The following is a 15,408-nucleotide window of genomic DNA, read 5'->3' on the forward strand; positions in this document are numbered from 1 at the left end:
GCGGGACTTGTGTTGCTCGGCTTGCCGCTGTGCAGTGATTATGCCCCGATGCGCTCTGCCGCGATCCCCCCTGTTCGAGGCACCGGGCGCGCGGAGAGCTCAGGATGTGCGGCGGCGCGCCCTCCGTCGGGCGAACAGACGATCCGCGAACAGCGCCATGATCACGGCGCCGGCCAAGCCCAGGAGCACGGTCACCAAGACCGCTCGAGTCGGTTGACCCGACACGTAGACGACATCAGCCGTGGCGGGAGAGACCAGGACCCCGACGCTGTAGGCGTCATCGACGCCGCTCTGCTGCTGGCGTTCCGTGACGATGCCGGAGAGGTCCGCCACCGTGGCATCCAGAAGGGCTCGCGCACGTTCGGCGTCCGGATTCACGACATCGACGATGAGGACGGGATTGGGAAAGTTAAGATTCCACTGATTCCCGTCGTTGACCAGACGAACGCTGACGCCCGTACGCACACCGGCGCCGGCCAGAGTGACGTTGGGCGACGCGAATCGAATCTGGGCGGCATTCCCGTTGTACTGCCGGTCTACAAGAGCGGCGAAGTCGATCAGTTCTTCAGCGCGCTCCCCGATGGCGTTGTCCCCCTCGGTCAGCGCCGACGGCGGAAGTAGCCGTACCGAAGCCTGCGCCGAATACACCCCTGGCATATGGGCTACCAGGACCGCACACAGCGCCGTGAGCATGAGCGCGGCAAGAACAATGATCCACTGTCGGGCGATCACGCGAAGGAGCTGAACCATGGTCATGACCTGCACCTTAGTTCGAACCTTCAACAAAAGGCACTTTCAGTCTATGTTGGGGACCTCAAGCCCCAAAAGAGTGGAAGTGGGTCGGACATGTACTTCCGCGATCTCGGTCTGAGCCTCGTCCGGCGTTGGCCGTTACTGCTGATAGGAATCGTTTTAACGGCCGGTCTAGCGACGGCCGTCTTCATGTTCGTCCCGGCCTCCTGGACAGCGAGAGCGAGCGTCCTGATCCTGCCGCCTGCGACGGTTGTCGGCGATACGGGCAATCCGTACCTCTTCCTCGGTGGGCTCGGGCAGGCGTCGGACGTCCTGGCCAAACGGCTGGACGCGGAAGACGCCCATACCTCGGCCCAGGAGCGCTACAACGGAGGCGACTTCACCGTGGGGACAGACCGGGGTTCGCCGGCCCCCGTGATCCTGATCGAGGTGGATGCCCCCACAGCGTCCGAAGCTCTCGAACTCGTCGGGAACCTTCACTCACAGGTTCCCCTCGAGTTGGGCGCGATGCAGCGCGACCTCGATGTGCCCTCAGCTGCCCTCATCACGACGTCTGACATCACGGTCGACTCCGTGGCGACGCTCAATCCGAGAGCGCGCATCCAGCTCACCGCCATCGCCGCGGTTGGGGCATCGCCTTGACCGTCTTGCTCATCGGATTCTTCGACGGGCTTGCGCGCCGGCGCCGACGCCGTCCCGGCTCCGACCCCGACGCCAAAGCCGATGCCGATGCCGATGCCGACGAGCTCAGCGAGCTCGACGAGCTCGATACCATCCCCGAGAACGAACGTATGCGCGAGCCGGCATACCGATCCCGGACGGCAAGCGACGAAACCGCAACGGCGTAACCGGTGACTTCCCTCCGCACTGGAACAGAGCTGAGGCGCCACGCCACTCCGCGGGCGGCACCGGATGCGGTCACCATGCTCACGATCTACCTTGTGGTCCTCTACGGCATTCCGTCCACATTGCGTGTCAGCGCCCTGGGCAGCATGGGCTCCATCGGCATACTCGTGGGTCTCGGCACTCTGATCTGGTGGGCCTGGTACCGGATCCAGCTGCGAGAACCGATCGATGAAGTCGGAACCAATCCGGTGCGCATCGGTGTGTTCGTCGTCGGAGGCGCGCTGCTGCTGAGTTACCTCGCCGCGATGACCCGAGCGATTCCCTCCGCGGAGATCAGCCCGGCCGACACCGGCATGCTCCGGGCCGCCGCGCTGATCGGGGTTGCGTTGCTCGCGCTGGACGGCCCGCCGAACATGGACCGCTTCATGGTCTTCGTCCACCGGTTCGCGCTTGCGGGTGGCCTCATCGCCGCCCTCGGGCTTCTGCAATTCGTGACCCAACAATCTCTGGTGGACCAGATACCGCTGCCCGGGTTCGTGGCGTCGGCGGACTACTCCAGCCTGGTGCTGCGTGGGGGGCTGACCCGTCCGGCCGGCACGTCGGTACACCCGCTGGAGTATGCCGTGATCCTGTCGATGACCCTCCCGATCACCATCGTCTGCGCCCTGCACGCGCGACGTGGCCGAGCGGTGGGTCTGTGGGTGATGGCCGGCCTCATAGTGCTCGCCCTCATGGTCTCGAGCTCTCGTTCGGCCTACGTCGGGCTGGCCGTCTCGGTGATACCGCTGGTCTTCGGCCTCGGACGCACCGCACGGCGCTGGATGATCGTGGGAGGTGTCGGGCTGACGGGCTTCGTCTACATCATCGCGCCTCGGGCCCTCACCAATCTGCGATACCTTTTCGTCGCCGGCGCCGACGACCCCAGCGTGCAATCCCGGACGTCCAGCTACGCGGTGATCGAGGCGCTCTTCCCGCACTTTCCCTTCGCGGGCCGAGGCTTCGGCACATTCCTTCCCGAGTACCGGATCTTCGACAACGAGTACCTGGTGCTTCTGATGGAAATCGGAGTCGTCGGGCTGCTCGCCGTGATCGGACTTCTGGTCGCAGCAGCCGTCGGAGCGGCGCACGCGCGAAAACGTTCCAAAGATTTTTTCACGCGCGATGTGGGTGTCGCGCTGATTGCATCTCTCGCCGCGGGAGCTGCGTTATTGGCCTTATTCGATGCTCTCTCTTTTCCCCAGGCAGCGGGCACTTTATTCTTGACGATAGGGCTGTGCGGAGCGTATTGGCGACTCCTGACTCATAAGCTCTCCTAGCCACATTCACGGCGCATACGCAGGCCTATCCGCGCGCGGATTTAGTGATGCAACCTCATTTTTGATTAGGGAACCCGGCGGACCTCGCCTAGCATTGCCGAGGTCACCCAGGCATTACCCCCCAAAAGGGGGTACAGGTTCGCGCCTGAATCCGTAATCAGAAACAGGCGGCCGACTCCGGTCGCGTAGGAGGATCCACCCGATGACATCTATCGGCAAAGCATCGAAGCACACGACACCGAAAACTCGGCACCGTCCGCTGATCGCAACGGCGATCACCTCGGCGGTCGTCATCGCCGTTATTTCAGGAGGCAGTCTTGCCGCTTCCGCCCACCAAGAAGGCGGAGACGCCAAGTCGTCGTCTTCCGCGGCGGCTCACCAGAAGAGTTCCAGCACATCGCACTGGTGGAAGGACGCTCAGAACGACGGCAAGGGACACGGCTCCCAGTGGCGCAAGTGGGGACACTCCACGCCCTACCGCCCCACCCAGCCGGCTACACCTCCGGTCACCGCGCCGCCAGCGACCGAGCCACCGGTCACCACACCGCCCGTCGCCGAGCCACCGGTGACGGCTCCCCCCGTCGCCGAGCCACCGGTGACCGCTCCCCCCGTCACCGCGCCACCGGTCACCACACCGCCCGCGGAGTCCGCTCCGCAGACCGGCAGCTGGCCCACCGCGGCCACCACGGGATACCCGGCAGGAACCAACCTCACCCCCATGGGCGGAATCACCATCACGACGGATGGCGCCGTCTACGACGCCGTCGAGTTCAGCGGCGACGTGGTGGTCAAGGCCAACAACGTGACCATCCGCAACTCCAAGGTCAACGGCCGCATCGATATCCGCGCCCCCTACGCGGGACTGCTGGTGCAGCGGGTTGAGATCGCCGGCCCCGGTGCCGGCTACACAACCAAGTACCCGGGCATCGGCTACGACAACTTCACCGCTGATGGCGTCAACATCCACGGATGGGGTGATGGAGCCATGTTCGACTCGAACGTCACGATCAAGAACTCCTGGATTCACGACATCCCCGTTTCGGGTGATTCGCACAACCAGGCCATCCTCAGCCTCGGTGGCCCGAACTTCACCATCGTGAACAACCGTCTCGACGCCGGAAACGAGGGCAACTTCACCGCAGCACTCTCGTTCCTGAACCAGTGGGGCGCGTTCACGGACACCCTCGTGCAGGGCAACCTGTTCAACGGTGGCGGTTACTGCGTCTACGCCGGCGGCGAGGACAAGGGCAATTCGGCGCGCCCCTCCTCGAACGTACGATTCCTCGACAACTCGTTCGGCACTGAGAAGAACTCCAAGTGCGGCTACTACGGCCCCGCCACGGCGTTCGACAAGAGTGGCGCCGGCAATGTGTGGTCGGGCAACGCCATGACGAACGGAACCCCCGTCACGGCACCTTGACGAACCACGCCCCGTAAGTACACTGGCGGCATCTCGGGTCTCATGAGGTGCCGCCAGTCGTATTCGAGGGGGAACCATGTTCGGTCGTCCGCTTCGGCAGTCCTGTCCTCGGCGCCGACGATGAGCGGGTGCCGCACATCTATCGTGATCGCTGCCCATAACGAAGCGCAGGTGATCGCCCGCACACTGGCGGCGCTGGAACCCTCTGTTAGTTCGGGGGACTTCGAGGTGCTGGTCGTCTGCAACGGCTGCACGGACCGCACCGCACAGATCGCGCGCGGCTTCGCCGGGGTCACCGTGGTCGAACTCGACACCGCCTCAAAGGTCGCCGCGCTCAGAGAGGGTGATCGTCTCGCGGCCTCCGGGGCGCGCATCTACCTCGATGCGGACATAGTCCTCACCAGCCGGGCCGCGACGGATGTCGCTGCAGCACTCACGACGGGCGCCCTGGCCGCACGTCCTCCCCGGAGCTTCGACGCGCACCATGCGGCCTGGGTCGTTCGCCGCTGGTACGCCCTGCGCCAGAGCCTGCCGTCGATCTCCGGAACCCTGTGGGGGGCGGGTTGCTACGCCCTGTCAGAGGGCGGACGTTCCCGATTCGGTGAGTTCCCCGACATCCTCTCCGACGATCTGTTCGTGCACAGCCTGTTCTCCGCCGAAGAGATCGTCATCGTCGCCACGGATCCTGTCGTCATCACCACACCGAGACGGACCGCGGACTTGCTGCGGATCCTGCGCCGGCACCACCGCACGCAGGGGGAGGTCGCTCCCGCTCTCTCCCCGATCGGCGGCCGGGCCAGCCAACTCAGCGATATCCGCACACTGCTGCAGAGGGATCCTCTCCGGATCATCGACGTCGGCGTCTACGTCGCGACGATCGCCTGCGCCAGGTTGCTCGCACTTACCGCGAGCGGTGGTGGCTGGGAGCGCGACGCGAGCTCGCGCGAGGCGCGCTAAGCGGCCCGCCTCGCCACCAAGTGCATGTCGAGGAAGACTCATCTACCACTGGCGGGCACAGGCAAGGTTCGCTACTGTGTGCGCCACCACGCAGGATGCGTGCGCCGAGGGGAGTCACACCTGTGCCAGCCAATCGAGTACTCATCATCGTGCAGAACCTGCCGGTGCCACTGGATCGTCGCGTCTGGCTGGAGTGCAACGCACTCGCTGCGCAGGGGTACACCGTCTCCGTGATCTGCCCGAAAGGGCCGGGTGATCGGTCGTATGAGTTGCTCGACGGGATCGCCATCTATAAGTACCGTCCCAGCCCGGCAGCGCGAGGTGTGTTCGGATTCGCTGTGGAGTTCACCTGGTGCTGGATTCTCACGGCGTTGCTGTCAGTGCGGGTGCATCACCAGCGCGGTTTTGATGTCATCCAGGCCTGCAACCCGCCGGACACGTACTGGTTACTCGCTTGGCTCTGGCGGGCTCGCGGTGTGCGCTTCGTCTTCGATCAGCACGACCTCAACCCGGAGCTGTTTCTCTCCCGATTCGGCAAGCCGACGTCACCCGCCGCACGGGTGGAATTCCGGGGCCTGCTCTGGTTGGAGCGAATGACCTACCGGATCGCCGACCGGGTGATCTCGACCAACGGATCCTACAAAGCCGTTGCCGAGCGGCGGGGGCACAGGGATCCCGCAACGGTGACCGTCGTTCGCAGTGGGCCGGACACGCGGGTGATGCGCCCCGTCTACCCCGACCCGGCCATCCGCGGCGACGCTGACGCGCTGCTGTGCTACCTGGGCATCATGGGCCCTCAAGACGGCGTAGAGACCATGCTCGACCTCATGGAGGAGTTGGTGCACAAACGCGGCCGAGTGGGCCTGCACGCCGTGCTGCTGGGCTTCGGGGACTGCCTTGAAGACCTCAAGACCCGCTGCACGGAGCTGAATCTCGACCAGAATGTCCGATTCACCGGTCGAGTCGGGCCGGCCGAGATAGCCCAGTATTTGAGTGCGGCCGATATCGGTATCGGGCCTGACCAGAAGACACCGTTGAACGACGTCTCGACGATGAACAAGACCATGGAATACATGGCGTACGCGCTCCCCTCCGTGTCTGTGGAACTCCTGGAAACACGGGTCTCGGCCGGGGAGGCCGGCATCTTTGTCCCGTCGGGCGATATCAGCGCATTCGCCGACGCGGTCGAGGCACTTCTCGATGACCCGGCCCGCCGGGTCGAGCTTGGTCTGGCCGCTCGACGCCGAGTCTCCGAGCACCTCGACTGGAGGCCTCAGGCGAGCGCCTACGTCGCGGTGTTCGACGATCTGTTGGATTCACCACCCGACGCCACCAGATACGCCGCGTGGCCCTTCACCAGCTCCGGGATGGATCTCCCCGCTGGCAGGCGCTACGTCACTCTCGACGACGAGGCCGAGTTGGCCCGCTTCATCCGGGAACGGTGCGAATTGCCGGTGCCAGCAGCCGAGTCAATCAGGGCCACGCGCGACACTGACTGAGCCTGCCTGGGCTTCGGGCGCACGTCAAGCGGCTGCGCCGCCGGGCACGCCTCAGACCAGGCCCGCGCCGACAGGCACCAGGAGCAGGTCCGTGACCAGGTTCCGGGGAGTCACGGCGAGACAACGTCATCGAGGTCCGGAACAGCGCGGGCTTCGCGCCACAGAGACCTCCACACGCGAACAGTGACAGCCACGTACGCCAGCAGGCCACTCATCCCACCAGCGATCAGCGCCAGCCAGGAGTTGCCGACCAATGATGCAACGAATGCTGCGATCACCGCGGCAAGTATGGCGGCCGCGGCCAGGGGTAGGAACGCCCAGAGCTGAGCCGAAATCCGCGCGCGCAGCACCCGCGAAATTGTGACCATGTAGAGCGGCACCACAACGAGCCACGCGACCACGGCATGCGCCCAACCCGCGCCGGCAATACCGAAGAGTTCGACTCCGAGCAGCATGGCCGGGATGAGGGCGATCAGCCAGACGGCCTGCACCCAGAGCAGACCGCCCGTGCGCCCCGCCCCCACACTGAGGTCAGCGAAGAGCTCGGACAGAATGCGGGCAGCACCGAACACGCCGAGACCGAGCAGCGCGACCGCGGCGGGCGCCCAACGCTCACCGTAGAGGGCTGTCATCAGCGCTGTACCGAGGGCACCGATCATCGCGCACACGGGGAACGCGGCCCAAGCGATGCCTTGTACCAGGCGGGGGGTCAGTGCGGCCAAGTGCCCACCCGCGGCCAGGCGCCCGAACGCAGGCACCGCAACCGTGCGAATTATCGTCGTCAACACCGTGCTCGGCAGGGCCGCGAGATTGAAGGCGATGAGGTACAGGCCCAGTTCCTGTGGTCCGAGCTGCCGCCCCACGATGATGTAATCGACGTTCAACAGGATGAAGGCCAGGAAGTTTGCGCCGGCCAGGGGAAGCCCGAGCCGGAGCAAGCCGGGCAGCTCGGCGCGGTTCCAGCCGGGCAGGTAGCGGCGCGGAACGATGATCCAATAGCCGATGGTGGACATCGCCTGGCCGATAACGCGGGACCAGGCCAGAGCCATGGCGCCCCAACCGATCATGGCCAGCGGCACCGCGATCAGCATCGTGACGACGATGGAACCGATATCGACGACGAGCCGGCGTTTCTGCAGGAAGTCCCGCCACACCAGCGCGGTGGGCACCGACGCGAAGGATGCCAAGATCACGCTCAGCGCCATGACCTGGATGACAGGGGTGGCGCTCGCGTCTCCGAGCGCGACAGCGAGCCAGGGTGCGGTCAGGACCATGACGAGGGTCAGCACGGCCCCGGTGACGAGTGAGAGGGTGAACACCGTCGGTGCGATTGCATCCGGACTGCGATCGCCCCTGGCGATGGATGCGGTCGTGCCGAGTTCGGTGATGTTCAGAGCGATTGTCTGTGCGACGAGGGCGACCGCAAGAGCACCGAATTGTTCGGGGGCGAGGATACGGGCGAGGATGAGGGTCGTCAGGAACTGGAGCAGCTTGGACAGCGCGACGTTGAGGGATCCCCACGCCGATCCGCCCTTCACCCGGGAACGAAGGGACCGCTCTGGGGTGATCTCCGCCCTGGTCACGCGATCCCAGCGATTTCAGAGAGCACACCGCGAACCCTGTCGAGCTGGGTGCGACCGCGTTCGATCATCCGCTGCCTGGATGCGGGTGTCTTGCCACGTGAATCCCGCGAGACCCTCCAGCTGATGCGCCGAGCCGACGACGATCCCGGCGACAGCTCCTCGGCCAACGCGAGCAGTTCCTGCACCTCGCCACGATGCGCTCCACGGTCGAGTTCTCGCGCCGCGAGGATGTTTGCTTGCCGGGCTATGGCCTGCCTCGTCCGGACGATCAGGCGGTCGGACCCGGGCACCAATGGCGCGAGCTCGGGCCCGGTGAGGACCTCGAAGGCCGTGAGCCGGTGGCGCATATCGACGGCCATCGTCGCGAACTGTGTGAGGTGCATGTTCTCTCCGTGCATTCGGTAGAACGCCTGAGGACGGCCGTTCACCCGCGCTACATCCCACCGTGCCGCCGCACGCAGCCAGAATTCGAGATCACCGGAATGTGGCAGCTCGGGGTTGTAGCCGCCGGTCTCTCGAAGCGCTCGAGTGCGCATGACGGCCTCGGGGGACACGATCAGATTGCGGCCGCTCGAGGCAGTCCAGTCAATCCAGTCCCGTCCGTTCCATACGCTCCAGGTCTCCGGCAACGGCCGGTGCCTGGGCACGGGGTTGTCATGGAAGACCGACGCATGCCCATAGACCAGGCCGACACCTGGAAACCGGTCCATTAGTCGGGTGGCGCGTCCGAGCGCCCCTGGCGCCACCACATCGTCTGCCGAGACGAGGGTGACGTACTCGGTGTCTACCGCGGCCAGTCCGTCGTTGTAGGTCTGGATGTGACCGCGGTTGTGCGCGTGGATGATCGCGCTGACACGCGGGGAGTTCTCCTCGGCGAGGCGCGCTGCGACATCGCCAGAGCCGTCTGGCGAGGCGTCATCGACGATGATGACGTGTGTCCGGACATCTCGCTGGGCAAGCACACTGGCAACGAGTTCCGGCAGGAAATGCCCATAGTTGTAACACGGGATCACGACGGTCACCGACGCCGGGCCGGCGGCGGGACCTGGTCGCACCAGTCTCATGATCGCCGCCCCTCCCGACCGCGCGCGAGACGCTCCCGCGGCACTCCGCTCACGCTGAACCGTGTGGTCACGGGGTCCTGCCGAAAATCATGTCGATCAGGAAGCTGTCGTTCGTGGTCTGATCTGGATACCCGTAGCCATAGACGCCCGCCGACGGTGGCGATGACAGGAACCCGTTCACAAGCGGGAGGGCCGAGCCGTTGGGCACCCGGGCGAATGTCCCACCCGAGCTGCTCACCGTGACACGATATTCCGCACCGACGGTGAGATCGATGGCCTTGGTCAGTACCCCGGTCTGCCAGCCGGCGGTCGCTTCACCGACGAATGGGACCGTAGCCAGGAGCTTCCCATCGGGCCCCCACAGGTACCCGGTGCGGGTCGGGCTGGTGTCAGCACCCACGTAGAACCGGACCCCGGACACAGCGCCCGCAGCGGACGGGGTGAAGCGTGTGCCGACCTGAAGGCCGCGATCGTTGACGGTGTGGCCGGGTACTTCGGGCAGGAACGATGCAGAATCCTCGATAGCGGGCACATCGGCCGTGACGAACTGCCAGGCGGTAATGGTCTCGCGCTGGGCGGTCACCGTCGCCGTATAGCTCGTCGTCCACTCAAGCGGCACCGTCGGCGTGAAGTCGACGACGCCGGTTTTCGGGTCGTAGAGTGACTCACCGGCGACATCACCGGTCGGACCGGTGAGAGCGATCGAGGCGGTATCAACTCCGGAGACCGTCGCCGCCACCAGGAGTGTCGGGCTGACGCCGTCAGCGTCTTCAGCCGGAGCCCGTGAGCTGATGTCCGCCGAAACGGGCGCATTCTCTGCCTTCGGAGTGACCCGGGTTTCTGGTGAGGGGGTCGGCGTCGAGGTCTCGGCCGGCGCGGGGGTCTCCGTGGGCGTGGGCGTCGGCGTTGAGGTCTCCGTCGGCTTGGGCGTCGGCGTCTCCGTCGGATTGGGCGTCGGCGTCTCCGTCGGCTTGGGCGTCGGCGTGGAGGTCTCCGTCGGCGTCGGCGTCGAGGTCTCGGTCGGTGTGGGCGTGGAGTCGGGTGTCGGCGCCGGCATCATCCGGGCGGCGGGCGGCGGGGTGCTTCCGGTCGAGAACACGACATCCACCAGGTAGCTGGTTGCCTTGTAGCTCGAGGTGGGCATTGCGCCACCCGCGCCGTAGGCGTAGATCCCATTTGTGGCGGTCTCCGAGGTGATCGGACCACTGGTTCTTTGGGTGGCGAAGTAATTCGCACTGGCGGAGTAGTGGCCAACGGGCGCGTGATACGAGACGACATAGCGTTGGCCGGGAGTGAGCGCCACCGGGGTTGTGAGGGTGGCCGTCTGCCAACCGTTGGCGGATTCCCCGGTGAAAGTCACGGTTGCCAGCTTGGCGCCCGCAGCTGACCAGAGCGAGCCGGTGTGGGTGCCGGAGTTTCCGCTGCCTTTGTAGAAGCGGATCCCGGTCACCGATCCCGGCTGGGAGACCGTGAAGGCCGTGCCTAGCTCGATGCCCGTTGTGCCATCGTTGACGGAGTCGATGGTGGGCGTCGTCGAGCCGAGAAGGGTGAACTCGCCGCTCGGCGCCGGAGCGGGAGCGGTAGCGGTGGTGAACGACCACGCACCACCGGTCGGTACGGTGCCCGCCACTCCGACGCTTGCCGAGTACTGAGTACCCCAACCGAGCACAGCGGCCGGCGTGAACGTGACTGTGCGGGAGACCGCGTCGAATGTCGACGTGCCAGCGACATCTCCCGCGGGCCCGCTGAGCGCCAAGGCCGGGGTCTGCGCGAGAGTTCCGGCCGAGAGCACCGCCGAAATCGTGCCGGATGGGCTGACCCCGGTCGCGGTCGCGGCGGGTGTCGTAGACGTGACCGTCACCGGAGCCGGAGTCGGCGGTGTTGTCGTTGTCGTCGTGCGGAACTCGACGTCGACGAAGTAGTTCGATGCCTTCCAGGTCCCCGTCGGGAACCCGCCGGTCGCGCCGTACCGGTAGAGCCCGTTCGCCGCCGTGTCTGCTGTCAACGGCCCCTGGCTGCGGAGCAGGGAGAAGTAGTCCGGCGTGTTCGAATAGCGTCCGTTGGGGGCCAGATAGGACACGACATAGCGCTCCCCCGGCGTGAGGGTATACGGCGTCGAGAGCGCCGCCGTCTGCCATCCGGTGGCCGTCTCGCCGGTGAAGGTCACCGTCGCGAGTTTGACGCCTGCGGCGGACCAAAGGCTGCCAACATGGGTTCCGGTGTTTCCTGTCCCTTTATAGAAGCGGATGGCGGTGACCTGTCCCGCTTGGGAAACGGCAAAGGACATACCCAACTCCACGGCCGCGCTGTCCGCGGTGGCCGCGACCGCTGGTGTCTCCGTCCCCAGGAGGGTGAACGTGCCCCCCACCGGAGTATTCGCGGCAGTGGTGAACGACCAGGTGCCTCCCGCAGGGACGATTCCGGAGATCGACACCGTCGCCGTGTACACGGTCGACCAGGCCAGGGTCGCGGCCGGCGTGAAAGTGACCGTGCGCGTGGAGGGCGCGTACGCCGACGTTCCTGCAACGGCCCCTGCTGCTGTGGTCAACCCGAGTTGCGGGACCGTGCCGGTGGGCACGTCGGCGGAGAGCACGGCCGTGACCAGACTCGACGGCGGTACCGCGGTCTGGTTCGCTGCGGGGCTCACCAAGGAGACGGACGCCGGCTGCGGCGGGAGCGCACCGTTGGTCACGAAGACCACGTCAAGGAAGTAATTGGTGGTCGATGTCGAGGTCGGGGATCCGGTCCCGTAGGTGTACCGTCCGGCAGTCGCCGCTACAGAGAGAGGTCCGTTCGTGAACCCGGCGTTGAATGCACCGACCGTCGCCGAATACTTCCCGGTGGTGGACTGATAGGAGGCCGTGTAGCTCACTCCAGCTTGGACAGGAACGGGCTGGGCGAAGTACACGGTCTGCCACCCGGATGCTGACTCCGCCAGGAATGTCGCGGATGCGAGCGCTTGACCGGTGCTGCTCCAGAGCGTGCCGACGTGCGTTCCGGTGTTACCAGGTCCCTTGTAGAACTTGACTCCGGCGATGGCACCGGTCGCGCGGGCCGTGAACTGCACACCGAGGGTGACCGGGCTGTCGTTCACCTGCGCGATGACGGGTGTCACGGCCGGGCCGAACAGCGAGCACGGGCATGCCGCATCGCTGGCTGCCGTCGTGAATGCCCACGTCGTCCCGGAAACCACGGGGGATCCGTTCGTTCCGGTAGCCGCCAGGGTCACGCGGTACGAGGTATTCGGCGCAAGCGCAGTGGCCGGTGTGAACAGCGCGGTCCGGGAGCTCGGGTCATAGCTCGTCGCACCGGCGACGGGCGAACCGGCCGCCGTTTGCACGGAGAAGGCGACCGAGGCTGATGTCACGTCGTTGGACAGACGAGCGCTGACCGTCGTGCTCGTGGGGACGGACGTCGCGTCAGGAGTCGGCCACTGGCCGGTCGCAGCGAGCGGCGTGGTGTTGACGGTATCGAAGACGACATCGACGAAGTAGTTGGAGCCCTGATAGGTCTCGGCGGGGAACGCCCCCGGCGCGCCGAATACGCCCGGGTCTGGTACGCCGAAACCGCTCGGTACCGCGATCGGCGAGCTCTTCCGTGTCGAATACGGCCAGTAATACGATGCAACCGAGTAGTGACCCTGCGGGGCGGTGTAGGACACGACGTAGTTCTGGCCGGCTGTCACGGCCACGGGGGTATCGAAGTTCGCCGACTGCCATCCTATGGAGGTCTCGGCGGAGAACGTCACTGACGCGAGCTTCGCACCGGCACTGTTCCAGAGCGAGCCGGTGTGGGTGCCCGTGTTCGCCGCGCTCTTGAAGAAGCGCACGCCCGAGACAAAACCGTTCGTCTCGGGCCGGAACCGCATGCCGGCTTCGACGGCTGACGTGTCGGCGGAGTCCTGGATGGCCGGCACCACTTGACCGAAGACCCCAGTCGGGCCGGTTACGACGAGGTTGACGGAGGTGGGGGTAGAGGGGTAGTTGGCGCTGTCATCGATCGCTCGGACACGAATACCGGCGGAGCCGAGGCCGGTCTGGTGATACGTGTACGACCATGACGTAGTCCCTGTCGCGGGGCGCCACGTTGCGCCGCCGTCGACCGAGACCTCAACCCCGGCCACGACACCGCCGACGTCGGAGGCGGTGCCCGTGACTGTCACGGCAGTACCCGCGGCGATTGTCGAGTTCGTGACCGGCGCAGTGACCGTGGCGACCGGCGCGGTACTGTCGGTGCTTTTCTGCGCCGTGGCGAGTCCCGACATGAGGGTAGAAGGCTGCGAGCCCATGTCTGCGAGGAGATTCACCTGCGCCTGCTGCATGGCGGCGTTGGCAGGGGCGCCTTGACCATCGTGGGTCTCATCGAGACCCCAGGCCCACTGGACGCTTCCCGCAGAAAAGACCAGCACGCCACTTGGCGCCCTGTACAGGGTCGTATTGTGCCTGGTGGTGCCAGGGACGACAGTGTTTCCGTAGTCCGTGAGGTACTCAGGGGTCGGGCCCACCGTCGTCGACAGGTGGATGAGGCCCGCCGGCCGGTACCCATTGTCGACGTCCTCATCGGACTCGTAGCCGACGGTGTGCGGTGCCAGCTGCGTTGAGGTGCCAGCCGCCATGGTGCTCAGTCCCGAGTTCTTCCAGGTTCTGAGTTTTCCCTCCTGTGCAGAGACTGTCACGGCAAGATCATCGTGGTTGGCCTGGAACATGGTTCCAGTCAGGGCATTTTCGGGCAGGCCGCCGCCTGCCTGTTGTGACGCGAACCGGGGATCTCGCCAGGTACCTGTCCACTGGCTTGACGGGTCGATCTTCGCGTTGCTCCAGGTTTCCTTATAGGAGACCAGAGTGCGGTAATTCGTGGACGTTCCGCTCGCCGCCGATGCCTCATATCGGGTACGCCAGTACCCCGTGTTGCCGGTGAGGAACTGCAGGTTGACCCCGGCGTCACGCGCTGCGAAGAGATTCGCCCGTTGGGCGCCGGACCAGTACTCGTCGTGGCCTACAGAGAGGAGCACACGGTGGTTGGCCAGGAGAGAGCCGAACCTATCCGTGTCGATGCCGCTGAAGTAGCTGACGTCATAGCCGTTTCGTTCCATGAAACGCACTTGGGCGAATTCGCTGCTGAAGTAGAAGTCGCGTTTGGTGGTGCCCGCCCTCGTGACGAACGGGCGGTTGTAACTGATCTTGTAGGCCCGCCCGTTCGCGGCGCCCTCGTAGAAGTCCGAGCCGCCGTACGAGTTGTAGGCCTGCCAGGTGGGGTCGGAGGTTTGGAACAGCACGTCGGAGCCTGAGCTCTGGTCACGCACGATGAAAATGATGTGACTCTCGCCGCCTGTATCCGGGCGGCGCAACAGCGCAACATAGACACCGGAGACCGCATCGTCCGGCACCAACCAGCTGGCAGAGACGCCCCAGTTACCACAGTCGTACAGTTCGGTACTCAGATCGGACAGGCACTGGGGCTGGGTCTGCGGCCGAGCCGCGGACGGGGTGACGGACGCCACCTTGCGGGCGCCCAGGCCCTGGTACCACCCGGTGCGGTAGAGATCGATGGTGTAGTTGGAGGCGTCGGTGTCGATCTTGAATTCGATCGTGGCTCCGTTTTCCACGGAGATATCGGTGCTGAAGCCCTGGATGGTGGGGTCGCCCGCACCGTTGATGTCCCACGTGTTGGGATTGGTGCCAGGTTTGGCGTTCTCACAAGCCACGGGGTTGGCCGCTGCCCGGCATCCGCTTGCCGCGTTCGCCACCGTGGGCGATGCGGTGAGGCTCGTGATGACCAGGGCCGCGGCAAGCGCGAGCGCAAGCGCGAACCGGCTGTGGCGCCAAGCGGAGGGACCCTGGTGCGCGGTGATCGGTGCTGACGCCATCGGTAATCCTGCCGCTCATGTCGGGTCATGGGGAGGAGGGCGCACGACTCCAGGGAAAGAGGCCACGCGGCTCGCAACTCGGTAGTGAGAACCTATGAGGATTG

At 65.6% G+C, this 15,408-nt stretch carries 10 protein-coding genes; 6 read left to right on the forward strand and 4 right to left on the reverse strand.

Annotation, left to right across the window (positions count from 1 at the left end; translation table 11 throughout):
• Nucleotides 1-99 precede the first annotated feature (99 nt).
• Nucleotides 100-756, reverse strand: coding sequence for a hypothetical protein (locus KY500_RS13740; protein ID WP_219901010.1), 657 nt, complete (start codon nucleotides 754-756; stop codon nucleotides 100-102).
• 186 nt (nucleotides 757-942) lie between these two features.
• On the opposite strand from KY500_RS13740, the gene KY500_RS13745 reads away from it, so the two are divergent.
• The 6 genes from KY500_RS13745 to KY500_RS13770 all read left to right on the forward strand — a co-directional run bounded on the left by KY500_RS13745 (nucleotide 943) and on the right by KY500_RS13770 (nucleotide 6,791).
• Entirely contained in the window at nucleotides 943-1,395 is a 453-nt protein-coding gene (locus KY500_RS13745) for a hypothetical protein (protein ID WP_219901011.1), read from the forward strand.
• On the forward strand, nucleotides 1,392-1,601 hold the full coding sequence (locus KY500_RS13750; protein ID WP_219901012.1) for a hypothetical protein: 210 nt from the start codon (nucleotides 1,392-1,394) through the stop codon (nucleotides 1,599-1,601). Before KY500_RS13745 ends, KY500_RS13750 begins: the two co-directional genes overlap by 4 nt.
• Nucleotides 1,602-1,676: 75 nt before the next feature.
• Complete coding sequence (locus tag KY500_RS13755) at nucleotides 1,677-2,915, forward strand: O-antigen ligase (RefSeq protein WP_219901013.1); 1,239 nt, start codon at nucleotides 1,677-1,679, stop codon at nucleotides 2,913-2,915.
• A gap of 202 nt (nucleotides 2,916-3,117) precedes the next feature.
• The gene (locus KY500_RS13760; protein WP_219901014.1) at nucleotides 3,118-4,335 is read left to right on the forward strand and encodes a hypothetical protein; all 1,218 of its coding nucleotides are present in this window, start codon (nucleotides 3,118-3,120) and stop codon (nucleotides 4,333-4,335) included.
• A 120-nt stretch (nucleotides 4,336-4,455) separates the two neighbouring features.
• Complete coding sequence (locus tag KY500_RS13765; RefSeq protein WP_255579352.1) at nucleotides 4,456-5,292, forward strand: glycosyltransferase; 837 nt, start codon at nucleotides 4,456-4,458, stop codon at nucleotides 5,290-5,292.
• A 122-nt stretch (nucleotides 5,293-5,414) separates the two neighbouring features.
• Nucleotides 5,415-6,791, forward strand: coding sequence for a glycosyltransferase family 4 protein (locus tag KY500_RS13770; RefSeq protein ID WP_255579353.1), 1,377 nt, complete (start codon nucleotides 5,415-5,417; stop codon nucleotides 6,789-6,791).
• 110 nt (nucleotides 6,792-6,901) lie between these two features.
• Here the strand turns inward: KY500_RS13770 and KY500_RS13775 are convergent, their stop codons facing one another.
• From KY500_RS13775 to KY500_RS13785, 3 genes are all read right to left on the reverse strand, one after another.
• Entirely contained in the window at nucleotides 6,902-8,374 is a 1,473-nt protein-coding gene (locus KY500_RS13775) for an oligosaccharide flippase family protein (protein ID WP_219901017.1), read from the reverse strand.
• The gene (locus tag KY500_RS13780; RefSeq protein ID WP_219901018.1) at nucleotides 8,371-9,438 is read right to left on the reverse strand and encodes a glycosyltransferase; all 1,068 of its coding nucleotides are present in this window, start codon (nucleotides 9,436-9,438) and stop codon (nucleotides 8,371-8,373) included. Before KY500_RS13780 ends, KY500_RS13775 begins: the two co-directional genes overlap by 4 nt.
• Before the next feature lie 67 nt (nucleotides 9,439-9,505).
• Nucleotides 9,506-15,304, reverse strand: a complete 5,799-nt coding sequence (locus KY500_RS13785) for a DUF4082 domain-containing protein (RefSeq protein ID WP_219901019.1) — start codon at nucleotides 15,302-15,304, stop codon at nucleotides 9,506-9,508.
• Nucleotides 15,305-15,408: the final 104 nt, after the last annotated feature.

Origin of the sequence: Cryobacterium sp. PAMC25264, from assembly GCF_019443325.1 — a bacterium.
GTDB lineage: Bacteria > Actinomycetota > Actinomycetes > Actinomycetales > Microbacteriaceae > Cryobacterium.

What these genes read in the sequence shown, in the direction of transcription:
- KY500_RS13740 (WP_219901010.1), bottom strand. Translation starts at nt 756, where the DNA reads ATGACCATGGTTCAGCTCCTTCGCGTGATCGCCCGACAGTGGATCATT.
- KY500_RS13745 (WP_219901011.1), top strand. Translation starts at nt 943, where the DNA reads ATGTTCGTCCCGGCCTCCTGGACAGCGAGAGCGAGCGTCCTGATCCTG.
- KY500_RS13765 (WP_255579352.1), top strand. Translation starts at nt 4,456, where the DNA reads ATGAGCGGGTGCCGCACATCTATCGTGATCGCTGCCCATAACGAAGCG.
- KY500_RS13780 (WP_219901018.1), bottom strand. Translation starts at nt 9,438, where the DNA reads ATGAGACTGGTGCGACCAGGTCCCGCCGCCGGCCCGGCGTCGGTGACC.
- KY500_RS13760 (WP_219901014.1), top strand. Translation starts at nt 3,118, where the DNA reads ATGACATCTATCGGCAAAGCATCGAAGCACACGACACCGAAAACTCGG.
- KY500_RS13785 (WP_219901019.1), bottom strand. Translation starts at nt 15,304, where the DNA reads ATGGCGTCAGCACCGATCACCGCGCACCAGGGTCCCTCCGCTTGGCGC.
- KY500_RS13755 (WP_219901013.1), top strand. Translation starts at nt 1,677, where the DNA reads ATGCTCACGATCTACCTTGTGGTCCTCTACGGCATTCCGTCCACATTG.